The organism is Escherichia albertii NBRC 107761 = DSM 17582 (genome assembly GCF_000759775.1).
Lineage (GTDB): Bacteria > Pseudomonadota > Gammaproteobacteria > Enterobacterales > Enterobacteriaceae > Escherichia > Escherichia albertii.
On record NZ_BBMY01000052.1, the window covers coordinates 1 to 21,429 of the forward strand.

The window sequence follows — 21,429 nt, forward strand, 5'->3', positions numbered from 1 at the left end:
GATGCCTTCCCTTGTGCATCGATTTAATTTTGATCATTATAGGACAATACACTGAATAACATCAATATTTCAGATCTATCGTTCTAAATATCACAACTAACTAGCTTTTTATTCTGTTATTCTCGAAAAAATAAAAAAAATCATCAGATTTATCGTCGCACTTAACGAGATATTGCAGAAAAATGTTCCACAGAATGCTTTTAATAGAACCAGTTAACACAGAAAAGGATGTTTTTTGATTTCTGTCATTGAAATTTAATAGGGGTTACGACTCAGCAGTATTTAAGTGATTTCTGGAAAAGAGAAGGATTTGAAGGAAGAGCACAACAAAATGTAATGAAAGAAGGAGTGAGGGGATTTTTAGTAAAAAGAGAAGATTAACAAAACACATCAGGAGGCAGAGACTCCTGATTCAGTGCTACCACATGAAAATTTAGTTAACTGTTACCGTTCTGAAATCTATGTCAGAAGATATTCCATTACCGAAAATCAATCAGCGATACAGAGACGATCATGGTGCGCTTGTCACCGTGACCAGTGTTGAGGAAACCCGGGTGGTGTTTATGCGGGACGGCTATCCGCATCCCTGCATGCGACCGATGTACAACTTCCTGGGAAAATTCAAACCCGACCCCCGGGAAGAAACAGAATAAAACGAAATCCCTGCCGGCAATCACACTGCCTGATGGCAGCATAATCCACTTATTAATTCTCATCCCCGGAGACAAGCCCTGAAAACCACTCAGGGTGTTCACTGTATGCTGTGTTCAGCGCATCCCAGGAAACGTTGATATAAAAGCTGTCCTGCAATTTCCGGGTAACCACCTCTGCCAGGCGGTTCCGGTTATCCACCAGTCCGGCATAACCTCTCTCTGCCAGCCACTCATTCAGTTCATGTTCCAGAGACAGATTGATAATATCATAATCGGACCTTGCCATTCCCGTTTCCTTAGCACATGTTTTCAGGCACGGGGATAAAGTATAAAGAATGTCGTACTGCTGCTGCCAGAGCAATATTCCCCCTGATGGTTGTATCAGAGATGGTATGCCGGTACTTTGCGGGTTGTTCCTGTCAGGTTATCGTGCACCTCCACGGTCGTGGTCACCACCGGCATTCCGGCCTTTCTCAGCCTCAGAACATCAGCCGCAATACGCTGACTGCCAAACCAGAACAGGCCGTCCAGTGCAGTCACCAGTAAACCCGCCTCCAGTGCATACTTCAGCCGTTCACGGGGCGCTTTCACTTCCCGGGCAACCTGCTGATATGGCAATGATGTGTTTTCATTCCCAACCACGCGACGAATACGGTGAGACAGGTGATACCGGAATGTATCCGGCACACCAGAAAGGCTGGCCTTCAGGCTGTACACGCAGCCAAACCGTTTATCGTTGAACATCACATTTTTCTGGCTGATGTCCCATTCTTCACGCAGCGCGGCAATCAGTTGTGGTGTCCGGGTAAGCAACAAGCGAAAAGGCAGTTCAAAACTGGTGACGTAATCCACATTCAGCAGTGCAATACGCAGCCGTTCTTCTGGCCCGGCCTCTGTCTGTTGACATTCTTCCAGAACATCCTGCCACTGCCGGCGAAGACGGGGGGATTCGTTCCGTTCTGTAAAACAGTATTTATCCGCCAGATAGTCAATTCGTGTACGCATAATATAGATTCAGGAAACAATAAAAGCTGAATAAGCCCCATATTTCATTGGGAAAACTGCAGTGTCAATACCAAAATATTGCTCAAATCGTAGTAGAAGTATGGGATGTAGCGTTCAGGGTATTAAGAAACTTTTGGTTGACTACGATTGGTAAAATATATTAATTTTTATTGCGGTTGCGTTTAATAGACTGCGGAGCGTGTTAACGCTCTAAATAAAAGTACTTAAGATGGCATAAATGTTACAAGACCAGGATAATTATGGCTGAAGTTACTGTAAGATCGAAGGATGAACTCGAAAAAGCTCAAAACAGCAGAGCTGAAATTATAATTATTGAAGGAGAGTTGGCAAATAAAATAAAAAAAGCAAAGGCTGTAACAAAAGTAAGTGGTGTTGTTATTGCTGTCATGATCGCAACTTGTGCTACTATTCCACTCACTGGTGGAGGTTCTGTTTTAGCTGTTAGTTCTTTAGCTGCATTATCCGGACTTGACATCGCTATTATTATTGCTGCAGCATCCATTGGTATTGCTCTGATTATTGCTGTTTTCCGCGATTACGAAGAAATTGAATTTAGCAATGGAAAGATGATATTAAAGTTAAAACGTAAAAAAACTGAGTCTACAACTGACAAAAATGAGAAAAAGCAGAAGTGAAAGGTCTGTGCATCGGAATATGAACATATTTTAATAAATCGTAAAGCCTCTATATTCAGAACCACGAAATAGAGGTGTTTTAAACTGCAACTGTTATCTCAATTTTTATCGAGGCGCCATTAAAACAAATACCCCGTTCTGCTGTTTTCTGATTATGCCATGAGATTAAAAACACTAATTTTTGATTGAATTGTATATATGCATTGTAATACAAGATTTAAATACATGTTTCTTCTTTTTTATCTGTAATCTATTATTATCAATAATCACATGAACAATATCAGAGGCAACACATTATGAATAAAGCTGAAGTTCTGGAAAACGGTTATTGGATTGAAATCAGTATTGATGCATATGCACAAAAAGTTAAGGGTATATCACGAGATGAATACCCACCATTACGTTGTATCTCATGCGAGAAACCTGTCCATGATAGCGGATTAGTCACTCCCAATCCTGATTATAGCCCCAGATTCTCTCATTCCGCTTCACCAGAAAATAAAGAGTTCTGTCCCCTAAGCGCAAGATCTCAACGTTTTTCTGGTTTTTCAGGTAATGAACGCTCTGCTTCAGCAGAAATTGCTGTATCTCGCCGAAATCAATTCATGCAATTTGATAACCTCTATCGGGCCTGGGCTGTTTGTAGAGCATTAAGGGGAGGTGAAGGGAAGCTTGATCAAAAATCGTTCATTCGGATGCTCAGGATCGCGGATAGTTTTGGGATCTGGCATTATAGCTATATGCCTGACTGGGGAATTCCTCTTATGCTAATGTTAATGGATAACCACCCGACACCAAATGGTAAATCAACTTTTTTCTATTCATTAAAAAAAGAACGTGTTCGAAAAGGTATAAAATGGCAAGATCTAAATGTCAGACTTGAAGCACATTGGGTAAATGGTGGTAACCGTATAGTCCCAAATAAAGATAAAAATGCTTCATTCTTACTCACCATTCCATTTGCTAAGTCTGTTATTGATGAAATATTGAGTAAAGAAAATCTGTCATGGTGCTCGAAAAATACTTTGCCAATATTGCATGCTTTTAGTATTAGAGCTTTAACCTCCTAATTGCTGAAGTAATGATACAAGCTACAGTATTGGTGACGAATCTATAGACAAGGAGATAAAAACCAAATATCAGAATTATTTTTGATAGTGCTGGTAAAGAAGCGGTGTTTGATATCAGCATGTTTATCGGAAAAAAGCTTACCTGGAGCTTTGAAAAATTGCAAAGCAGGGCCTGACAATGAAGGCCCTAATACTGTACTGAATGTTAACTCAGTACCAAATTACAAGGAAAAGTATTTTTTCTGGTAAGATTCTGTATACATAATAAATCACCTTATAGTTACAATAGGTCAAAAACCGCTGTAGCCAAAGTTACGCTGGCCTGATGCTTTAGTGTCGAGCTTCGTCAAATAATCCAGACGTACCAATAAGCGCTGATACTGCTCTGGGAAATCAGGATCGTTAATATCCAGGATGTAACGTCCATTAGCAGGGAAATGAACTAATCCCTGGTGATCTTCCAGTTCCAACCCTAAGGCACTGTACCAGGCTCCGGTAATTAACCCTCTCAGTGTGTCAGAGCGCTCATAGTTTCCCAGGTGGTAATAGGCGTCTTTGTTAAAAAAAGGCAGACGTGATAATGACATTTAAAGGACTGCGTATATTCTTTCGCCCAGATAATACAAACCGCCGTTGCGTAGGTGCGTTTGCCTTGTTGTTTTTTACTGTGTTGATCTGCATTAATTTTCGCATTCAGCGAGTTACGGAAACGAGATATCTCTCCGGGGATCAGGTTAGGGAAACAGGTAATGATATCCCCGTTGTCAATCACAGGAGGGTAATGGAGATCCCCCCGTATTGCTGTTATTCTGGAAGTGTTTTTAATATTCGTATTGATAGTTCTCAGAGATATATCACACTCTAGATATTTTAATTAAGTATCAGTTCGATATCGGCATATTGTACACTACCTCAGGTAGATGATGAGATCAGATACAGGGATCAACTGACGGTGAGCGCAGTCCCCACATTTTATCCAGGGCTTACTGCATATTCCCAACAGCCATTCATTAGCCAGGTAGACGAATACCCTTTCCGCTGGTTTTGCTTTCCCATCGAAGGGCCCATACATCATCACGCCCACGAAACAACCGACGAAATAACGCAACTTTCTCATCCGTGGATAATACGAAAACGCACTGCACAGGGCTCTGCGGTTTACGTCGCCATTCAATCCCATGAGCTTCAAGTAATGAGACCAGCCGGGTATTTTCTGCCCGCAGTACTGCTAGTTCATCGCTGTCAGATTTATAAACCATATGCGTTATCACTTGTACCTGTCTCTCGACGGCACCACGACTGAAATTCGTGTGAAGGCAAATCCACGCGATAACTTACGATAGTTCGGACATAAGCCCCCATAATTCAGTTATGTCGTGGTCGGCCCCGGTTACTTTTTTCGGGAAGCCTGCTACGGCCCAGAATAATACCGTGTTCTTTCTGATCCTGTTTAGCCAGGTAGCTGAGGGCGTAACGTAAGTCGTCTACCGCGGACTTATCACTATAGTGAATCACGTGATCAATACGCACCGGGTATTTATCTTTAGCCCGGCAAAGGTGAAAATAACCCTCCCCTTCCGTGATCCGCCTCCAGATATCTCCCAGTTGCCTGGATATCTGATAAGAGTTCTTGTGACGTTGCCCATCCAGATAGCCGATAAAATGAATATGAAGCCCTTTGTCTGGTGTATATTCCATAACCCAGTAATATCCCGCCAGCATCGTCTGGGTTTCGCTAAGTAAACGGTATATTTACATACACATACTGTGCTTACAGGAATGCCCGAAACTGGGCGTGTCTTTCCTGTAGGCAAAATCAATTCTGAAAGGTAACAGTTTAGAAAAACGTTGAAACATACCGTCCATGTGTTCATTCACATCTTTCAGAATCGCGAAATTCATTTCGTAATTGGGATTGGCATTATACATTTTATAGTCCTTACTTTATAAAACTCATAGGAAGAGGTAATTACGTAAATGCTGAGGGCACAGAAACGCCGTACCACGGCATTAATAAACAAAGTAAACCAGCAGCACAGACAAGCTGATAAAACAGTTTCGTATTGCCTCATTACAGTAATAGGGTAATGATTCAGAATACAGTAAGACTCTCTTAAACTGAGGACCAGTACGAATCACAATGGTAAAAACACACCTCATAGAATTAAGTTTAAGAAAGTACCATTCAATCACTTACAGGAAGTAATCTGACATTCACAAAAGTCAGTACCGGGTAGCCACAGGCAACATCGCTATTAATACTGTAGAACCACTAAGTAAAGAATAGAGACCTGCGAAGAGAGCCCTAAGTATTTAACACCACAACATAAGAAGTTTTATTTATACTAGAAATAATAATAGCCACTGATACCCATAAACTGTAACGAAGATTAAATCATACACTACATACTGCAGCATATGGGTATATATACCGAACACCTGCAAACTAATCATAATCAGAATGGGCAACATAAAAGATAATACAACCCCCACTAATAATACTAATTAACCTTAATTAACTGTTATTGATTAACCATTCTTAATTATCAGATATAAAATTATGTCTGAAAAGCTCCCGCTAACGGCGGGAGCCTGTACTGTAACAACGCAGTGATTACTTATGAACCAAAGGCATCAACAGGTTTAATATATAATGTCTTTCCTTTTTTATCGACCATAATTCTGTTTTGTGAATAAAGTATCTCAAGTATCTCATTCACTCTGGCGTTGTTCCGCAGTCGATTAGGCCCATACTGCAATATAGTGTTCTTTCTGATATAGGGAACTCCTATACGAGAGCACTGGTTTCTGATCCACCAGTCAAGTTCCTCCACATCTTTGTTAATCTGTGCTGACTCCTCGGGTTTTGCAAACAATCTCAGGTACTCATTAACATGCCATGCTGTTATTTCTATCGCTGCTTCAGTGATATGCAATGAGATATCACCTTTGTCACCATTGAAGTAGTGGAGGATAGCAGCAATTCTTGCCATGTTATCTGCAATTTTGGATGCATAATCTTTATAATTATATAAACACCCGAAAACACTCATTTGCGATTCAGTATGATTATAAAACTCAATCCAGCGCCTTTGAGCTTCAGAAGAAAAATGCAAACACATACGTTCTTTTACACCGATTCTGTCAATACTTTCATTAACAATCTCCATGAGTCGTTGATGAAATACAGGTAAATGCTCAGTGGAAAAGACAGGATTAGTGATTTGTCTGCTCCCTTGTGTGGAATAAGGTTTACAAAACAAGCAACGAGCAAAAAAACCGACTCCCTTAGCAAAATCGCCTTTTCGTGCTTTGTAACTTTCAAAGACCGATGGCTGAACCATCAATGAAATTGTCATTCTGGCATCTGTAATTAATTTTTCTGGTTCTGACTTTCTCACTATAGAAAAGTTGGAGCCATCCCAAATTTTGTTCAGAAAAGGTAATTCCTTCAGGGCATAACCATTAAAGACAGTCCCCGCCTCATCAGACATAAGGCCAACGGATCGCCAGGTACTACAAAGCACATCTTTTATCGCAGATGAGGTGACATCATTTAATATCATCTTTATTCTTTCGGGCTTTTCCGGATACATTTCAAGCAGTCGTTTTAACTTTTCATTAGTTTCTGCATGGTCCAGACCACGACAAACTTCTGCACTTATTTTCTTTTCCAGTGCTTTTTTTTCAATATTGAGGAGCTCAACTTCATTATTCCATTTGACAAGAGAGTATTCATACTCATTCAATAATTGCTCATCCAGTTGATATAATGGTGCCATCAGCATCTTATCAACTGTGCTTTTTCGCTCTCCAGATTCAGCCTCTGTTATCAGATAAAGTGATGGTGGTCCCTGCAGGCCATCAAATCTGCAAACATCAATCCTGTTTTGAACAGCATAGGACATAGCGCCAAGACATGAAACACTGATTAATGACAGTGGCGCCTGTGTACGCTGTTGTACTTCATATATTGCGTTTTTGATGAAATCAGGGAAATAATCTACCGGATAATTATCGTTCATATGCATGCATCCCATTTTTAGTTAAAAATTCTCTCTGAGCTGCTATTTCCGCTATTAATAGCGGAAATAGCGACAGAAAGAACCATCGTTTAAAATTAGTATTTAATTAACGTTTAGTAATCCACCACAGAAGGTCACTTAACAACCACCCGCAAGATTTCTTCCCAATGGTTTTACGCGGTGGGTAGTTTCCCTCTCGTTCAAGTTTCCAGGCTTGTGAACGGGAAATTGAGGTGATCTCTTTTCGTTCCTTTTCACGTACCAGTCTGTCACCCTCAGTCCCATAGGCTTTCAAAATTACTGAACGTTGCTCATCTGTTAATGGAACCCACATGACGGCCCTCCTGATATATCAATGATTCTTATCTCAGTTGTGAGCATGAAATGACTGAATTTCCTGGACAATCCATAGTGGAGATTCCGTTGTCATATTGCTCACTGAACACCCATGGACAGCAAGGTACATACGAAAACAAATAAAGTCAAGTTAATACAAATAAATCAATTCCTGACTCACAAACCCACAAATAGGTCAACATGTGTTGATTTGGAACAAAACAACCAATAATGCACATTACAAGCAATGACTTTAAACCAAGAAGTGCTTTTCATTGTTGACAATGACACAAAATGAATCTAGTATCGACTTCATGTTATGCTCAGATAGACTTCTGACAGTGATAGTAAAGAAGAGAAGGAGGTGGTTAAATTTGTGACCAAGATCACAAAAATAAATTAGTTTTTACTATTCACAATAGGAGGGAAAGAGAGCCAGGCATTTTACCTGTCATTGAAATGACAACAACAGCTTCAACAGATCGGAATATTCAGGAGGAGGAAGAAGAAGGAGATCTGACGGGTGTTATAATTGTTACAACACGCTGGAGGAAAATTATCGTAATAATAGATGCATTCTCAGGTATACCCTGTATCACCCCGAAAACACGGCATGCATCCGTTTTATTAGTAGATGCAGACTCAGTATCAACGTATCCTTTCAGGAGATAACATCGATTTTAACTGCCAGTATCCGGTATGCGGCAAAAGGAAACCTTCTTACATAATGGTAAATCAGACTATGCAACAAAATCAGTACTATCGTATTTTATCCGGAGAATCCCGCCCATTCCCTGGCATATATGAGGCTGTTTCCGAACAACTCCTTTTGCTCATTTTTAAGGCACGTCAGCTATATCAGGATCCAGAATATCGCCCCTGGTTTGAAGAACAGCACAAAGTTCTCTTGGCATTGCGTGATAATACAGAGCTCCAGAAAATTTTTAACAAACAAAGAAAAGAAAATTTTGCTCTTGGCGCATCTACATCGTCTCAACCCACTGCTCTTACTAATGCGCTTAATGTTATGTGCCATTTATACAATGGCTTTGATGAAGGAAATATCAGCCTGAAAAGCTGGGGAGCGATGCAAGAGGTACAGACAACACCAGACTTTTTCAGCCTGGGACCAAGAACCTGGAAAACACCTGAACTGGCAAAGTTTGTAGGAGATGATTTATTTAATATTCTGACTGAATGTAAAGCCTGGAGTTCACCAATTCCAGCAGAAGCCCGGCAGGGGTATTGCCATCAGGATCTGTCTGTTGCGCACTCCTGCACCTCAGAGTTGCTGGCACATCTGAAGCAGTATCATGAAATAGATGAATCAACAATACTTGCCATAACCATTGGTCTGGCGGTCAACGAATTCTACCAGTATAAGCAAAATATTCCAGAATGGCTTTCCTGTTTTGAGAATAAGAACAAATGGCCCTGGGACTGCAGGAAGTCAGATACTGAAGATGTGCACAGACTGAGAGAACGACTATCGATAATCGGATGTACAGAATTCGTAAAAAATATGTTCTCAGTCGCCAGTCAGCATGAAATACAGACAATGTACAATATTTATGTCCATATTTATGCAGCTGAAATCTGCGGTTGGGTAAAAACAAGCATGGCGTATTTTAAACCAACAGATTTCATCCAGTACACATGGAAATTCGCAACAGTTACTCCGGATAAAGATGAAAAAACCGAGAATACGACCGCATGGGAAAGGGATTATTGTCAGATAACCATACAACGAGATGAACTCCTTAGATTGATTCGCACTAATACTCTGCAGGATGCAGCAATTCATCTTTCAGGCTGCCTGCAATATGCATATCTGGAGTCAGTAAAGCATGATATTGACTATCCTGGAATAGCCCCTAATGCTGAAGAAAAGAAAATGAAATACACAGATTCTATTGAATTTTCTGGAATTCGGAATAACATCATAAATGCAGTAAAACGGCTGGAATCATTTGAAAAATGGTATGAAACTAATAAAGTTTTGTTGGTAAGTAATAAAAAAATACGAACAGAGAAGATTGACGTTGTTGTACGACTTGCGGGACTGAAAGCCTATGATTTGCAGGAAGGGGTTCCGGATGGTCTGAAATGGAAAGTTAAAGATGGCATAAATGAACGCATCAAAACCGATACCAGTTTATGCCTGCCTCAGGATATCAGTGATACATCGCTAAACCGTTATCGTCACGCTGTGACGCGCATTGTCAACGACGAAATCGACACATTACTGATGGAACAGAAGAAAAAAAATAAAAGATTCCCCTACAGCAAAGATCGACATGCGATCCAACCTTTATGGAGCAAATGCTTGATAGAGCAGTAGAGTACTGGGGGGATAACCGCGCTGTTATCCCCTGTTTATTCTGCCAACTCTCAGGTCTGTCAGAGTTCCAAAAACACGATGCGGCTGGCAAATTATGCGGCTTTTCCATTAACAGATTCGGCCACAAGAACAACACCGTGTTTATTTCGATCAGGATGTTCACTCCAGATTTCTGATTCAGGAATACTTTCCCCGTCATAGCAGATCCGATCGCCATCAAACGGATAATACCGTGCGGAATCAGTATCTAAAATAAACACTTTCAGATTCGTTGAACGACGCGCTATATGCTGCCAGAGGGCTTTACCTCCTTCATATTGCTCGTTATCACTTAATAGTATAACGCCCGCTTTTGTGGCTACCGTTTCATATACAAACGTCGCAAGGCCAACATCACGTACAGCCCCATCAACAACAATCCCTTCAATCTGAGCGACGTCCTGCTCTTCCCAGAATTTCCGGACAAACACCCCTTCAAGCTGTGAGCGACGCTGAAGCTCCAGAGTGGCAACAACCTTATGGCGAACATCACCATCAATAACAGAAGGTGCAGCTTCGATTACCGCAGCAAACGGAGTCTTTGGATCCCAGATGATCTGGTAAAGCACGCCCTGAATAGTTACTCCATCCAGTATCGAAAAACGACGAGCTACAGTAGCAGGGGAGTAAGACATTGGAATTACAGCCATTTTTGAATCCCCTCTGAGTAATACAGGCACGAAAATTTACCTCAATAATTATAGTAAACAATACAAGAACCAGGTGCATCAACAATACCCATCAATTGTACATAATTCATACAGCGACCAGGAACTCCCTCACCTTCTGCCAAACAGATTGACAACATTATTGCCTGTTTGCTGTTGATAGTTATTAACCCGGTCTTCCCAGATCTCAAGTGCTCTGCGTTTTTCTGGCAAATAATCGTATCGATCATAATGTTTTGAACTGACATCGTTCAACGCATGATTTTGAATACGATCGCGGATTTCCTTACTGATTCCAGCTTCTCCCATTAACGTTTTACAGGTCCGACGTAAGTCACGTGCTGTAAAAATTTTAAAGTCAGGATTACAAGCCCGGAAATACATGATAGCGCGAGCCAGACTGTCCGTACGAACCGGACGCTTACCATTAGTCGAAAGCGGGAAAATGTAAGGGCTCGATTTTTCTTTTGTTAACTCCTGCACACAGGATAATTCCTGTAATGCTGATTCAGTCAACGGTATCAAATGTTCTCGCTTATTTTTAGAGACATCCGCAGTCACCAGCAGCGTTTTTTGCTGAAAATCAACATCACACCACTGACTGGCGATCATTTCGAAGGGACGTTGCCCTCCGGTATAGATACAGAATCGAATCAAATGTTGCATTAATAATCCAACGTTGGTTGCTTCAGCAAAATGTTCCATTAGAAAACGCAACTCTTCGAGTGTCAGCCAGGTGTCACCGACTTTTTCTGCAGATGACTGTTTCGGTATCACTGATACAGGATTGGCCTCCAGCCCAAAACTAATCCCTACACTTGTGTTCATCGGATCGTTATCAGCTTTCAGACCATAGTTAAATGCAGCCATCAGGTAAGAACGGATCCGGTTAGAGTGAACCACAGCACCGCGCTGAATGATCCCGGCCAGGATATGTTTAATCTGTCCGGAAGTCACATCTTTAGCTTTAGTCTCACGGGGGATCACTGTATAGCATTCATTTTCAAGGCGTTTCAGAACATCCTGCCATGTTCTCTTATTATCAATTTTCATTTTGTTAACATAACCATGAATCAATGCTTCAAATGAACCCTGTGATTGATGGAGTTGTATCCGTTGCTGTTCTGCAAGCTGTTGTCGCTCCAGTTCTGTCTGGGGATCCTTTCCTTCAATGAGCCAGGCACCATACTTTTTTGCCAGTTCGTTCGCTGTGGCCAGTTTCATCTCAGGCCATATACCCAATTGAATGAATCTTTCTTTTGTCCCTTTTTCCACGTAATAGCGGAAATAGAAAATTTTGCTGCCAGAAGACTGAACTTTGACGCCAAGTCGTCCAGTGCCACGTTGAGAGCTGTTGCTCCAGACATAGAACGATGTCTTTTTTGCTTTTAATGCTCGGATAGCTGTTTCAGTTAGATTGACGGCCATAGAACCTCTTTTCTAAATCAGTAACAATCAAAATAACTCGTAAATTTGGGTCAGGTAATGGGTCAGGTAACGATCGTACAATGGAGAAAAAACGGAACCAAGCGGAAACAGAAGAAATTATATAATTACTTGATTATAAACAATTAATAAAACAATTACGAACAAACCAAAACAATACAGAATGGACTTGCCTCATGACTCATAATCGCTTGGTCGCTGGTTCAAGTCCAGCAGGGGCCACCAGATACGGCAAAGGCTGACGAGAAATCGTCAGCCTTTCGTTTTTTCTTGCAGTTCAATCACTTCGCGTGCCAATAAGCCGCTGCGCGTACCCGCTGTGGATCGTATTGTTCCGCTTCAAAGCGACGGCTTAAATTCTTCACCACCTTTCCTTCGCCCGTGACCCAGATGAAGTAATCATCAGCAGGAATCGTCAGTTGCGCCAGACACGCGTCTACCGCCTGTTCATCATGCGCCAGCCATTCGATATTAAAGCCTTCAAGATGCGCAAGATAATCCTGATAAGCGTTATCCCGCATACTGACCAGTGCGATAACTTGTGGTTTAACGGTAAGTTTGCTCAACGTCTCCAGACGACGACGTAGTGCGGGCATCCCTGACTCATCGCAGACATACACCTGATACGTGTAATCCTCTGGCACCACCAGTGAACCGCGCGGCCCAGCCACCGTGAGTTTATCACCCGGTTGCGTCTGCATCGCCCAGCTGCTGGCGACACCACCGTCATGAATAAAGAAATCAATCGCCAGTTCATGGCGTTGTTCATCGTACAGCGGCGTATAGTCGCGAGAAGGAGGACGCGGTCCTTCCGGCCAGACAATCCCCTCTTCAGTTATCGTTGGCAGCACAAAGTGAGAGCCAGGTTGAGGAAAGAAGAGCTTGCTGTGATCGTCAAAGCCGTGCGACGTAAAACCCTCCAGCGCCTCACCGCCGAGGACAATGCGCTGAAAACCGGCGCTGATACGCTCAACGCGTAACACGGTTAATTCACGGAAGCGCAATTCATTGCGAACGCGCTGCGGGTAGCGGGGGGAGTTATTCATTGTTATCGCCTTCGTGATAGTAATCAGATATATCTAAACAAAATCCGTAAATGATAATGATTGTTAATCATGATAAATGCAAGCGATTTGTCGATGATATATCTGAAGTATGTGAAGACATTCAACATTGCAGAAAGGCTGCCGGATGCGGCGTTAACGCCTTATCTGGCCTACATACTGAGTTCATCTGCGTTTAAAAATCATTTTTGTACTTGCAGCAATGCTCACATTAGATATAAATTAGATATATCTAATTAAGCAAAAGGAGGCTGACATGAGCCATCATCACGAAGGGTGTTGTAAACACGAAGGACAACCACGCCATGAAGGCTGCTGTAAAGGTGAGAAATCAGAACACGAGCACTGCGGGCACGGTCACCAGCATGAGCACGGCCAATGCTGTGGTGGTCGCCACGGTCGCGGCGGCGGTCGTCGGCAGCGTTTCTTTGGTCACGGTGAATTGCGTTTGGTGATTCTGGATATTCTCTCCCGCGATGACAGCCACGGTTACGAATTGATTAAGGCAATTGAGAATCTGACTCAGGGGAATTACACCCCAAGCCCGGGCGTTATTTATCCGACGCTGGATCTCCTCCAGGAACAATCGCTAATCACCATCCGCGAAGAAGAAGGCGGCAAGAAGCAGATTGCGCTGACTGAACAGGGTGCACAGTGGCTGGAAGAAAACCGCGAACAAGTGGAGATGATTGAAGAGCGAATCAAAGCGCGTTGCGTTGGCGCTGCGCTGCGCCAGAACCCGCAAATGAAGCGGGCGCTGGATAATTTTAAAGCGGTGCTGGACTTACGCGTCAACCAGAGCGATATCAGCGACGCACAGATAAAAAAGATCATTGCGGTGATCGACCGCGCCGCCTTTGATATCACGCAACTGGACTAATCGCCGATTGCCGAATGCGGCATAAACCCCTTATCCGACCTGCACACCCCGTAGGCCGGATAAGATGCGCCAGCATCGCATCAGGCATTGTGTACAAACGGCGACATCCGGCATACCGATTAATGCAGTACCGTCACCGCGTCTTCCAGTCGGCTGGTGCGGTGTTTTGCCCTCGCCGACACCGGCGCACTCTCTTCCACCAACAAAGCACAAAATCTAATTCATTGATTAAAAAAACTTTCACTACTGTAATTATACGGGGGCGTTAATTATCTTGCCCAAAAATCAGGCATTTATTGCCCTGAAAAAGTATATTTGCGCAGCGAGCACCAAATCCATACCCGATAAAAGGCGTGCAAAACAACAGCAAATGATAATAAATAGCATTAAATGTTGCGCAAATGATAACTAAATTTGTGTTTATCCCGATTTTCGCAATCGCAACCGGAGTGGCGCAATCCCTGCAATACTTAAATCGGTATCATGTGATACGCGAGCCTCTGGAGCATATTTTGAACAGGTTACCTTCGAGCGCATCGGCTTTAGCGTGCAGCGCCCACGCCCTGAATCTCATTGAAAAGCGAACGCTGGATCATGAGGAGATGAAAGCACTTAACCGAGAAGTGATTGAATACTTCAAAGAACATGTCAATCCGGGGTTTTTAGAGTATCGCAAATCTGTTACTGCCGGCGGGGATTACGGAGCCGTAGAGTGGCAAGCGGGAGGTTTAAATACGCTTGTCGACACCCAGGGACAGGAGTTTATCGACTGCCTTGGCGGTTTTGGCATTTTCAACGTGGGGCACCGTAATCCAGTTGTGGTTTCCGCCGTACAGAATCAACTTGCGAAACAACCGCTGCACAGCCAGGAGCTGCTCGATCCGTTACGGGCGATGCTGGCGAAAACCCTTGCCGCGCTAACGCCCGGTAAACTGAAATACAGCTTCTTCTGCAATAGCGGCACCGAGTCCGTTGAAGCGGCGCTTAAACTGGCGAAGGCTTATCAGTCGCCGCGTGGCAAGTTTACTTTTATTGCCACCAGCGGCGCATTCCACGGCAAATCGCTTGGCGCACTGTCAGCCACGGCGAAATCGACTTTCCGCAAACCGTTTATGCCGCTGCTACCGGGGTTCCGTCATATACCGTTTGGCAATATCGAAGCCATGCGTACAGCGCTTAGCGAGTGCAAAAAAACCGGCGACGATGTAGCCGCGGTGATCCTCGAGCCGATTCAGGGCGAAGGTGGCGTTATTCTGCCGCCGCCGGGTTATCTCACCGCCGTGCGTAAGTTATGCGACGAGTTCGGCGCATTGATGATCCTCGATGAAGTACAAACGGGCATGGGGCGCACAGGCAAGATGTTCGCCTGTGAGCATGAGAACGTTCAGCCGGATATCCTGTGCCTGGCGAAAGCGCTCGGCGGCGGCGTGATGCCGATTGGTGCGACCATCGCCACCGAAGAGGTGTTCTCAGTGCTGTTCGATAACCCGTTCCTGCATACCACCACCTTTGGCGGCAACCCGCTGGCCTGTGCGGCGGCGCTGGCGACCATCAATGTGTTGCTGGAGCAGAACTTACCGGCCCAGGCCGAGCAAAAAGGCGATATGTTGCTGGATGGTTTCCGTCAACTGGCGCGGGAATATCGCGATCTGGTGCAGGAAGCGCGCGGCAAAGGCATGTTGATGGCGATTGAGTTTGTGGACAACGAAATCGGCTACAACTTTGCCAGCGAAATGTTCCGTCAGCGCGTGCTGGTTGCCGGAACGCTCAACAATGCCAAAACTATCCGCATTGAACCACCACTGACGCTGACGATTGAACAGTGTGAACTGGTGATCAAAGCGGCACGTAAGGCGCTGGCTGCCATGCGCGTGAGTGTGGAAGAAGCGTAATACCGATGGCGGATGGCGATACGATGTCGCCATCCGCCATTTTCTTATACGATTCGTACGCCTGCCGGCATCATCCGTTCCGGCGTTAACAACACGCTTTCACTGCCGTCATCTGTTTCCGCGCACAGCAGCATGCATTCCGACGTTTCACCGCGCATTTTCGCTTTTTGCAGATTGCACAGCACCACCACCGTTTTACCCATCAACTCTTCTTCACTGTAATACGGCACCAGGCTGGTCACGGTTTGCAGCGTTCTTTCACCGACCTCGACCTGCACGATGTACAACTTATCAGCGTTTTCATGGCGTTTAACTTCCACAATCTTTCCGACGCGCATTTCCAGACGTGCAAAATCGGCGTAAGACACAGTTTCCATCGTTTCCTCCTCAAGTAAAATTTTACTAAACTATAGCAAAAGTTTTTCTCTGTTCTGTACGCTAAAAATGGAGAATGCAGGAGCGATCACATTCATGAGCCGCTGTGTTAACGTTACAGCGTCAAAGAAACGCGCTTTATTTACTGAAAACAGGTGATCAGATAAGCACTTCCTCTACAATGAAGGCGCACATCAGGGAAAGTAAAAAAGGTAAACATGGCAACATTAAAAGACATTGCAATCGAAGCTGGCGTATCCCTGGCGACAGTATCCAGGGTCTTAAATGACGATCCAACGCTGAATGTGAAGGAAGAAACGAAGCATCGCATTCTGGAGATTGCTGAAAAGCTGGAGTACAAGACCAGCAGCGCCCGTAAAATCCAGCCCGGTGCCGTCAGCCAACACCATATTCTGGCCATCTACAGCTACCAGCAGGAGCTGGAGATCAACGATCCTTACTATCTGGCTATCCGCCACGGTATTGAAACTCAATGCGAAAAACTGGCAATCGAGTTGACCAACTGTTATGGACACAGCGGCTTGCCTGACATTAAAAACGTCACTGGCATTTTAATTGTCGGCAAACCTTCGCCAGCCCTGCGCGCCGCGGCCTGCGCGTTGACCGACAATATCTGCTTTATCGACTTTCACGAACCCGGCAGCAGTTACGACGCCGTGGATATCGATCTGGCGCGTATCAGTAAAGAAATCATCGATTTCTATATTGCTCAGGGTGTTAATCGTATTGGTTTTATCGGCGGCGAAGACGAACCGGGCAAAGCGGATATTCGCGAGGCAGCGTTTGTCGAGTATGGTCGTCTCAAGCAAGTGGTGCGTGAAGAAGACATCTGGCGCGGTGGCTTTTCCAGTTCGTCGGGCTACGAACTGGCAAAGCAAATGCTGGCGCGGGAAGACTATCCGAAGGCGCTGTTTGTCGCTTCTGACTCCATCGCTATTGGCGTCTTACGGGCAATTCACGAACGTGGCCTGAACATCCCACAGGATATTTCGCTTATCAGCGTTAACGACATCCCCACCGCGCGTTTTACTTTTCCACCGCTCTCCACCGTGCGCATCCATTCCGAAATGATGGGAAGTCAGGGCGTCAACCTGGTATATGAAAAGGCCCGCGATGGCCGCGCGCTGCCGCTATTAGTCTTCGTTCCCAGCAAACTAAAACTGCGCGGCACAACCCGCTAAATCCCCTTACACGCTGTCCGGTAATCGTTTCTGCCGGACAGTGCTGTCGCTTATTTTCGTGATCCAGTTAAAGTAAATGCATTTACTCGCTATTTTTTAGTAAAAATTTTACTAAACTCCCCAGTAATTACACAAACTACCATCACCATAAATGGTTCCGATTTCTCTCTACCGGGAGGCCCTATGAATCGCTGGGAAAACATTCAGCTCACCCACGAAAACCGACTGGCGCCGCGTGCGTACTTTTTTTCTTATGATTCTGTTGCGCAGGCGCGTACCTTCGCCCGCGAAACCAGTAGCCTGTTTCTGCCCTTAAGCGGTCAGTGGAATTTCCACTTTTTTGACCATCCGCTACAAGTGCCAGAAACCTTCACCTCTGAGCTAATGGCTGACTGGGGGCACATTACCGTTCCCGCCATGTGGCAAATGGAAGGCCACGGCAAACTGCAATATACCGACGAAGGTTTTCCGTTCCCTATCGATGTGCCGTTTGTTCCCAGCAATAACCCAACCGGTGCCTATCAGCGCATTTTCACTCTCAGCGACGGCTGGCAAGGCAAGCAGACACTGATTAAATTCGACGGCGTCGAAACCTATTTTGAAGTCTACGTGAACGGCCAATATGTCGGTTTCAGCAAGGGCAGTCGTCTGGCCGCAGAGTTTGACATCAGCGCGATGGTGAAAACCGGCGATAACCTGTTGTGTGTGCGCGTGATGCAGTGGGCAGATTCCACCTACATGGAAGACCAGGATATGTGGTGGTCGGCGGGGATCTTCCGCGACGTTTATCTGGTCGGAAAACACCTAACGCATATTAACGACTTCACCGTGCGCACCGACTTTGACGAAGCCTATTGCGACGCCACTCTGTCCTGCGAAGTGGTACTGGAAAATCTCGCCGCCTCCCCTGCTATAACCACGCTGGAATATACTCTGTTTGATGGCGAGCGCGTGGTGCACAGCAGCGCTATTGATCATCTGATGATTGAAAAACAGACCTGCGCCAGCTTTGCCTTTACCGTCGCACAGCCGCAGCAATGGTCGGCAGAGTCTCCTTATCTTTACCATCTGGTCATGACGCTGAAAGACGCCGACGGCAACGTTCTGGAAGTGGTGCCGCAACGCATCGGCTTTCGAGATATCAAAGTGCGCGACGGTCTGTTCTGGATCAATAACCGTTATGTGATGCTGCACGGCGTCAACCGCCACGACAACGATCATAGTAAAGGCCGCGCCGTTGGAATGGAGCGCGTCGAGAAAGATCTCCAGTTGATGAAGCAGCACAACATCAACTCTGTGCGTACCGCTCACTACCCGAACGATCCGCGTTTTTACGAACTGTGCGACATCTACGGCCTGTTTGTGATGGCGGAAACCGACGTCGAGTCGCACGGCTTTGCTAACGTCGGCGATATCAGCCGTATTACCGACGATCCGCAGTGGGAAAAAGTCTACGTCGAGCGTATCGTTCGCCATATTCATGCGCAGAAAAACCATCCGTCGATCATCATCTGGTCGCTGGGCAACGAATCCGGCTATGGCTGTAACATCCGCGCGATGTACCACGCTGCGAAGGCGCTGGACGACACGCGCCTGGTGCACTACGAAGAAGATCGCGATGCTGAAGTGGTCGATATTATTTCCACCATGTACACCCGCGTGCCGCTGATGAATGAGTTTGGTGAATACCCGCATCCCAAGCCGCGCATCATCTGCGAATACGCTCATGCGATGGGGAACGGACCTGGTGGGCTGACGGAGTACCAGAACGTTTTCTATAAGCACGATTGCATTCAGGGACATTATGTCTGGGAGTGGTGCGACCACGGGATCCAGGCGCAGGATGACAACGGCAATGTCTGGTATAAATTCGGCGGCGATTACGGCGACTATCCCAACAATTATAACTTCTGCCTTGATGGCTTGATCTATTCCGATCAGACGCCGGGACCGGGCCTGAAAGAGTACAAACAGGTTATCGCGCCAGTGAAAGTTCACGCGCTGGATCTGACCCGCGGCGAGTTAAAAATAGAAAATAAACTGTGGTTTACCACGCTTGATGACTACACCCTGCACGTAGATGTGCGCGCCGAAGGCGAAACGCTCGCGACGCAGCAGATTAAACTGCGCAACGTTGCGCCAAACAGCGAAGCGCCATTGCATATTACGCTGCCGCAACTGGACGCCCGTGAAGCGTTCCTCAACATTATGGTGACCAAAGATTCCCGCACCCGCTACAGCGAAGCCGGACATCATATCGCTACATATCAGTTCCCGTTAAAGGAAAACACTGCGCAGCCAGTGCCTTTCACACCGAACAACGCTCGCCCTCTAACGCTGGAAGACGATCGTTTGAGCTGCACCGTTTGCGGCTACAACTTCGCGATCACCTTCTCAAAATTAACGGGCAAACCGACGTCATGGCAGGTGAATGGCGAATCGCTGCTGACTCGCGAGCCGAAGATCAACTTCTTCAAGCCGATGATCGACAACCACAAGCAGGAGTACGAAGGGCTGTGGCAGCCGAATCATTTGCAGATTATGCAGGAACATCTGCGCGACTTTGCCGTTGAACAGAGCGATGGCGAAGTGTTGATCATCTGCCGCACGGTGATTGCCCCACCGGTATTTGACTTCGGAATGCGCTGCACCTACATCTGGCGCATCGCTGCCGATGGCCAGCTTAACGTGGCGCTTTCCGGCGAACGTTACGGCGACTATCCGCACATCATTCCGTGCATCGGTTTCACCATGGGGATTAACGGCGAATACGACCAGGTGGCGTATTACGGACGCGGGCCGGGCGAAAACTATGCTGACAGCCAGCAAGCCAACATTATCGATATCTGGCGCAGTAACGTCGATGCGATGTTCGAGAACTATCCGTTCCCACAGAACAACGGCAACCGTCAGCATGTACGTTGGGCGACGCTCACTAATCGCCACGGCAGCGGCCTGCTGGTGGTTCCGCAGCGCCCAATTAACTTCAGCGCCTGGCACTACACCCAGGAGAACATCCACGCCGCCCAGCACTGCAACGAGCTGCAGCGTAGTGATGACATCACCCTGAATCTTGACGATCAGTTGCTCGGCCTCGGCTCCAACTCCTGGGGCAGCGAAGTGCTGGACTCCTGGCGCGTCTGGTTCCGTGATTTCAGCTACGGCTTTACGTTGTTGCCGATTTCTGGCGGGGAAGCTACCGCGCAAAGCCTGGCGTCGCATGAGTTCGGCGCAGGGTTCTTTTCTACAAATTTGCACAGCGAGAATAAGCAATGAGGATCATCGATAACTTAGAACAGTTCCGCCAGATTTATGCCTCTGGTAAAAAGTGGCAACGTTGCGTTGAAGCGATTGAAAATATCGACAACATTCAGCCTGGCGTCGCCCACTCCATCGGTGACTCATTGACTTACCGCGTGGAGACAGACTCCGCGACCGATGCGCTATTTACCGGGCATCGACGCTATTTTGAAGTGCATTACTACCTGCAAGGGCAACAAAAGATCGAATATGCGCCGAAAGAGACATTACAGGTAGTGGAATATTATCGCGATGAAACTGATCGTGAATATTTAAAAGGCTGCGGAGAAACCGTTGAGGTCCACGAAGGGCAAATCGTTATTTGCGATAACCATGAAGCATATCGGTTTATCTGCAATAACGCGGTCAAAAAAGTGGTCCTCAAAGTTACCATCGAAGATGGTTATTTCCATAACAAATAACAACTACGGCGGCATAAGGAGTTTGCCGCCACCGCTACCCTACTCATTTTCGGAG

17 protein-coding genes and 4 pseudogenes are annotated in these 21,429 nt (G+C 45.6%); 9 read left to right on the top strand and 12 right to left on the bottom strand.

What is annotated here, in order from left to right:
* Positions 1-461 precede the first annotated feature (461 nt).
* A complete protein-coding gene (locus EA14781_RS11155) occupies positions 462-653 on the top strand; it encodes a DUF4222 domain-containing protein (protein ID WP_001287791.1) in 192 nt (63 codons plus the stop codon).
* Positions 654-705: 52 nt separating this feature from the next.
* On the opposite strand, the gene EA14781_RS11160 is transcribed toward EA14781_RS11155, so the two are convergent.
* Positions 706-939 (bottom strand): hypothetical protein, encoded by a 234-nt coding sequence (locus EA14781_RS11160; protein WP_000124181.1) that lies wholly within the window; start codon positions 937-939, stop codon positions 706-708.
* 95 nt (positions 940-1,034) lie between these two features.
* Positions 1,035-1,658 carry an ECs1377 family protein gene (locus EA14781_RS11165; RefSeq protein WP_001260380.1) on the bottom strand — a complete coding sequence of 208 codons (624 nt, stop codon included), beginning with the start codon at positions 1,656-1,658 and terminating at the stop codon, positions 1,035-1,037.
* Positions 1,659-1,918: 260 nt separating this feature from the next.
* On the opposite strand from EA14781_RS11165, the gene EA14781_RS11170 reads away from it, so the two are divergent.
* Both EA14781_RS11170 and EA14781_RS11175 read left to right on the top strand, forming a co-directional pair.
* Positions 1,919-2,314 carry a PM1101 family membrane protein gene (locus EA14781_RS11170; RefSeq protein ID WP_000852728.1) on the top strand — a complete coding sequence of 132 codons (396 nt, stop codon included), beginning with the start codon at positions 1,919-1,921 and terminating at the stop codon, positions 2,312-2,314.
* 296 nt (positions 2,315-2,610) lie between these two features.
* Positions 2,611-3,384, top strand: coding sequence for a hypothetical protein (locus tag EA14781_RS11175; protein WP_002461143.1), 774 nt, complete (start codon positions 2,611-2,613; stop codon positions 3,382-3,384).
* Positions 3,385-3,674: 290 nt separating this feature from the next.
* On the opposite strand, the pseudogene EA14781_RS24315 reads toward EA14781_RS11175, so the two are convergent.
* From EA14781_RS24315 to EA14781_RS11200, 5 genes and pseudogenes are all read right to left on the bottom strand, one after another.
* Positions 3,675-4,237 (bottom strand): annotated as a pseudogene (locus tag EA14781_RS24315) (inovirus Gp2 family protein).
* Positions 4,238-4,300: 63 nt separating this feature from the next.
* Positions 4,301-4,643, bottom strand: a pseudogene (locus tag EA14781_RS11185) (TOTE conflict system archaeo-eukaryotic primase domain-containing protein); the annotation flags it as partial.
* 106 nt (positions 4,644-4,749) lie between these two features.
* Positions 4,750-5,313 (bottom strand): annotated as a pseudogene (locus EA14781_RS25245) (YagK/YfjJ domain-containing protein).
* 689 nt (positions 5,314-6,002) lie between these two features.
* Positions 6,003-7,409 (bottom strand): YfjI family protein, encoded by a 1,407-nt coding sequence (locus EA14781_RS11195; protein WP_000999532.1) that lies wholly within the window; start codon positions 7,407-7,409, stop codon positions 6,003-6,005.
* 106 nt (positions 7,410-7,515) lie between these two features.
* Positions 7,516-7,743 (bottom strand): helix-turn-helix transcriptional regulator, encoded by a 228-nt coding sequence (locus EA14781_RS11200; RefSeq protein ID WP_000270114.1) that lies wholly within the window; start codon positions 7,741-7,743, stop codon positions 7,516-7,518.
* A 729-nt stretch (positions 7,744-8,472) separates the two neighbouring features.
* On the opposite strand from EA14781_RS11200, the gene EA14781_RS11205 reads away from it, so the two are divergent.
* Positions 8,473-10,086 carry a hypothetical protein gene (locus EA14781_RS11205; protein WP_000248066.1) on the top strand — a complete coding sequence of 538 codons (1,614 nt, stop codon included), beginning with the start codon at positions 8,473-8,475 and terminating at the stop codon, positions 10,084-10,086.
* A 92-nt stretch (positions 10,087-10,178) separates the two neighbouring features.
* Here the strand turns inward: EA14781_RS11205 and EA14781_RS11210 are convergent, their stop codons facing one another.
* The 3 genes from EA14781_RS11210 to EA14781_RS11220 all read right to left on the bottom strand — a co-directional run bounded on the left by EA14781_RS11210 (position 10,179) and on the right by EA14781_RS11220 (position 13,285).
* Entirely contained in the window at positions 10,179-10,775 is a 597-nt protein-coding gene (locus EA14781_RS11210) for a hypothetical protein (protein WP_000268406.1), read from the bottom strand.
* 129 nt (positions 10,776-10,904) lie between these two features.
* Positions 10,905-12,221 (bottom strand): tyrosine-type recombinase/integrase, encoded by a 1,317-nt coding sequence (locus EA14781_RS11215; RefSeq protein WP_000290296.1) that lies wholly within the window; start codon positions 12,219-12,221, stop codon positions 10,905-10,907.
* A gap of 299 nt (positions 12,222-12,520) precedes the next feature.
* Positions 12,521-13,285: a siderophore-interacting protein gene (locus tag EA14781_RS11220; RefSeq protein WP_001065920.1), complete on the bottom strand. Its 765-nt coding sequence runs from the start codon at positions 13,283-13,285 to the stop codon at positions 12,521-12,523.
* A 274-nt stretch (positions 13,286-13,559) separates the two neighbouring features.
* Between EA14781_RS11220 and nfeR the strand changes: the two genes are divergently transcribed.
* On the top strand, positions 13,560-14,183 hold the full coding sequence (gene nfeR / locus EA14781_RS11225) for a DNA-binding transcriptional regulator NfeR (protein ID WP_000018012.1): 624 nt from the start codon (positions 13,560-13,562) through the stop codon (positions 14,181-14,183).
* 119 nt (positions 14,184-14,302) lie between these two features.
* Here nfeR and EA14781_RS25710 read toward each other — a convergent pair.
* Positions 14,303-14,392, bottom strand: a pseudogene (locus EA14781_RS25710) (hypothetical protein); the annotation flags it as partial.
* Between the two features lie 303 nt (positions 14,393-14,695).
* Between EA14781_RS25710 and ygjG the strand changes: the two are divergent.
* Positions 14,696-16,075 carry a putrescine aminotransferase gene (gene ygjG / locus EA14781_RS11230; RefSeq protein ID WP_042326778.1) on the top strand — a complete coding sequence of 460 codons (1,380 nt, stop codon included), beginning with the start codon at positions 14,696-14,698 and terminating at the stop codon, positions 16,073-16,075.
* A 44-nt stretch (positions 16,076-16,119) separates the two neighbouring features.
* On the opposite strand, the gene EA14781_RS11235 is transcribed toward ygjG, so the two are convergent.
* Positions 16,120-16,452, bottom strand: a complete 333-nt coding sequence (locus EA14781_RS11235) for a tRNA-binding protein (RefSeq protein ID WP_000451058.1) — start codon at positions 16,450-16,452, stop codon at positions 16,120-16,122.
* A gap of 216 nt (positions 16,453-16,668) precedes the next feature.
* Between EA14781_RS11235 and ebgR the strand changes: the two genes are divergently transcribed.
* From ebgR to EA14781_RS11250, 3 genes are all read left to right on the top strand, one after another.
* Positions 16,669-17,652 carry a transcriptional regulator EbgR gene (ebgR, locus tag EA14781_RS11240; RefSeq protein WP_000212431.1) on the top strand — a complete coding sequence of 328 codons (984 nt, stop codon included), beginning with the start codon at positions 16,669-16,671 and terminating at the stop codon, positions 17,650-17,652.
* A 183-nt stretch (positions 17,653-17,835) separates the two neighbouring features.
* Positions 17,836-20,928, top strand: a complete 3,093-nt coding sequence (ebgA, locus tag EA14781_RS11245) for a beta-galactosidase subunit alpha (protein WP_001082917.1) — start codon at positions 17,836-17,838, stop codon at positions 20,926-20,928.
* Positions 20,925-21,374, top strand: coding sequence for a beta-galactosidase subunit beta (locus EA14781_RS11250; protein ID WP_001219956.1), 450 nt, complete (start codon positions 20,925-20,927; stop codon positions 21,372-21,374). Before ebgA ends, EA14781_RS11250 begins: the two co-directional genes overlap by 4 nt.
* Positions 21,375-21,429 lie beyond the last annotated feature (55 nt).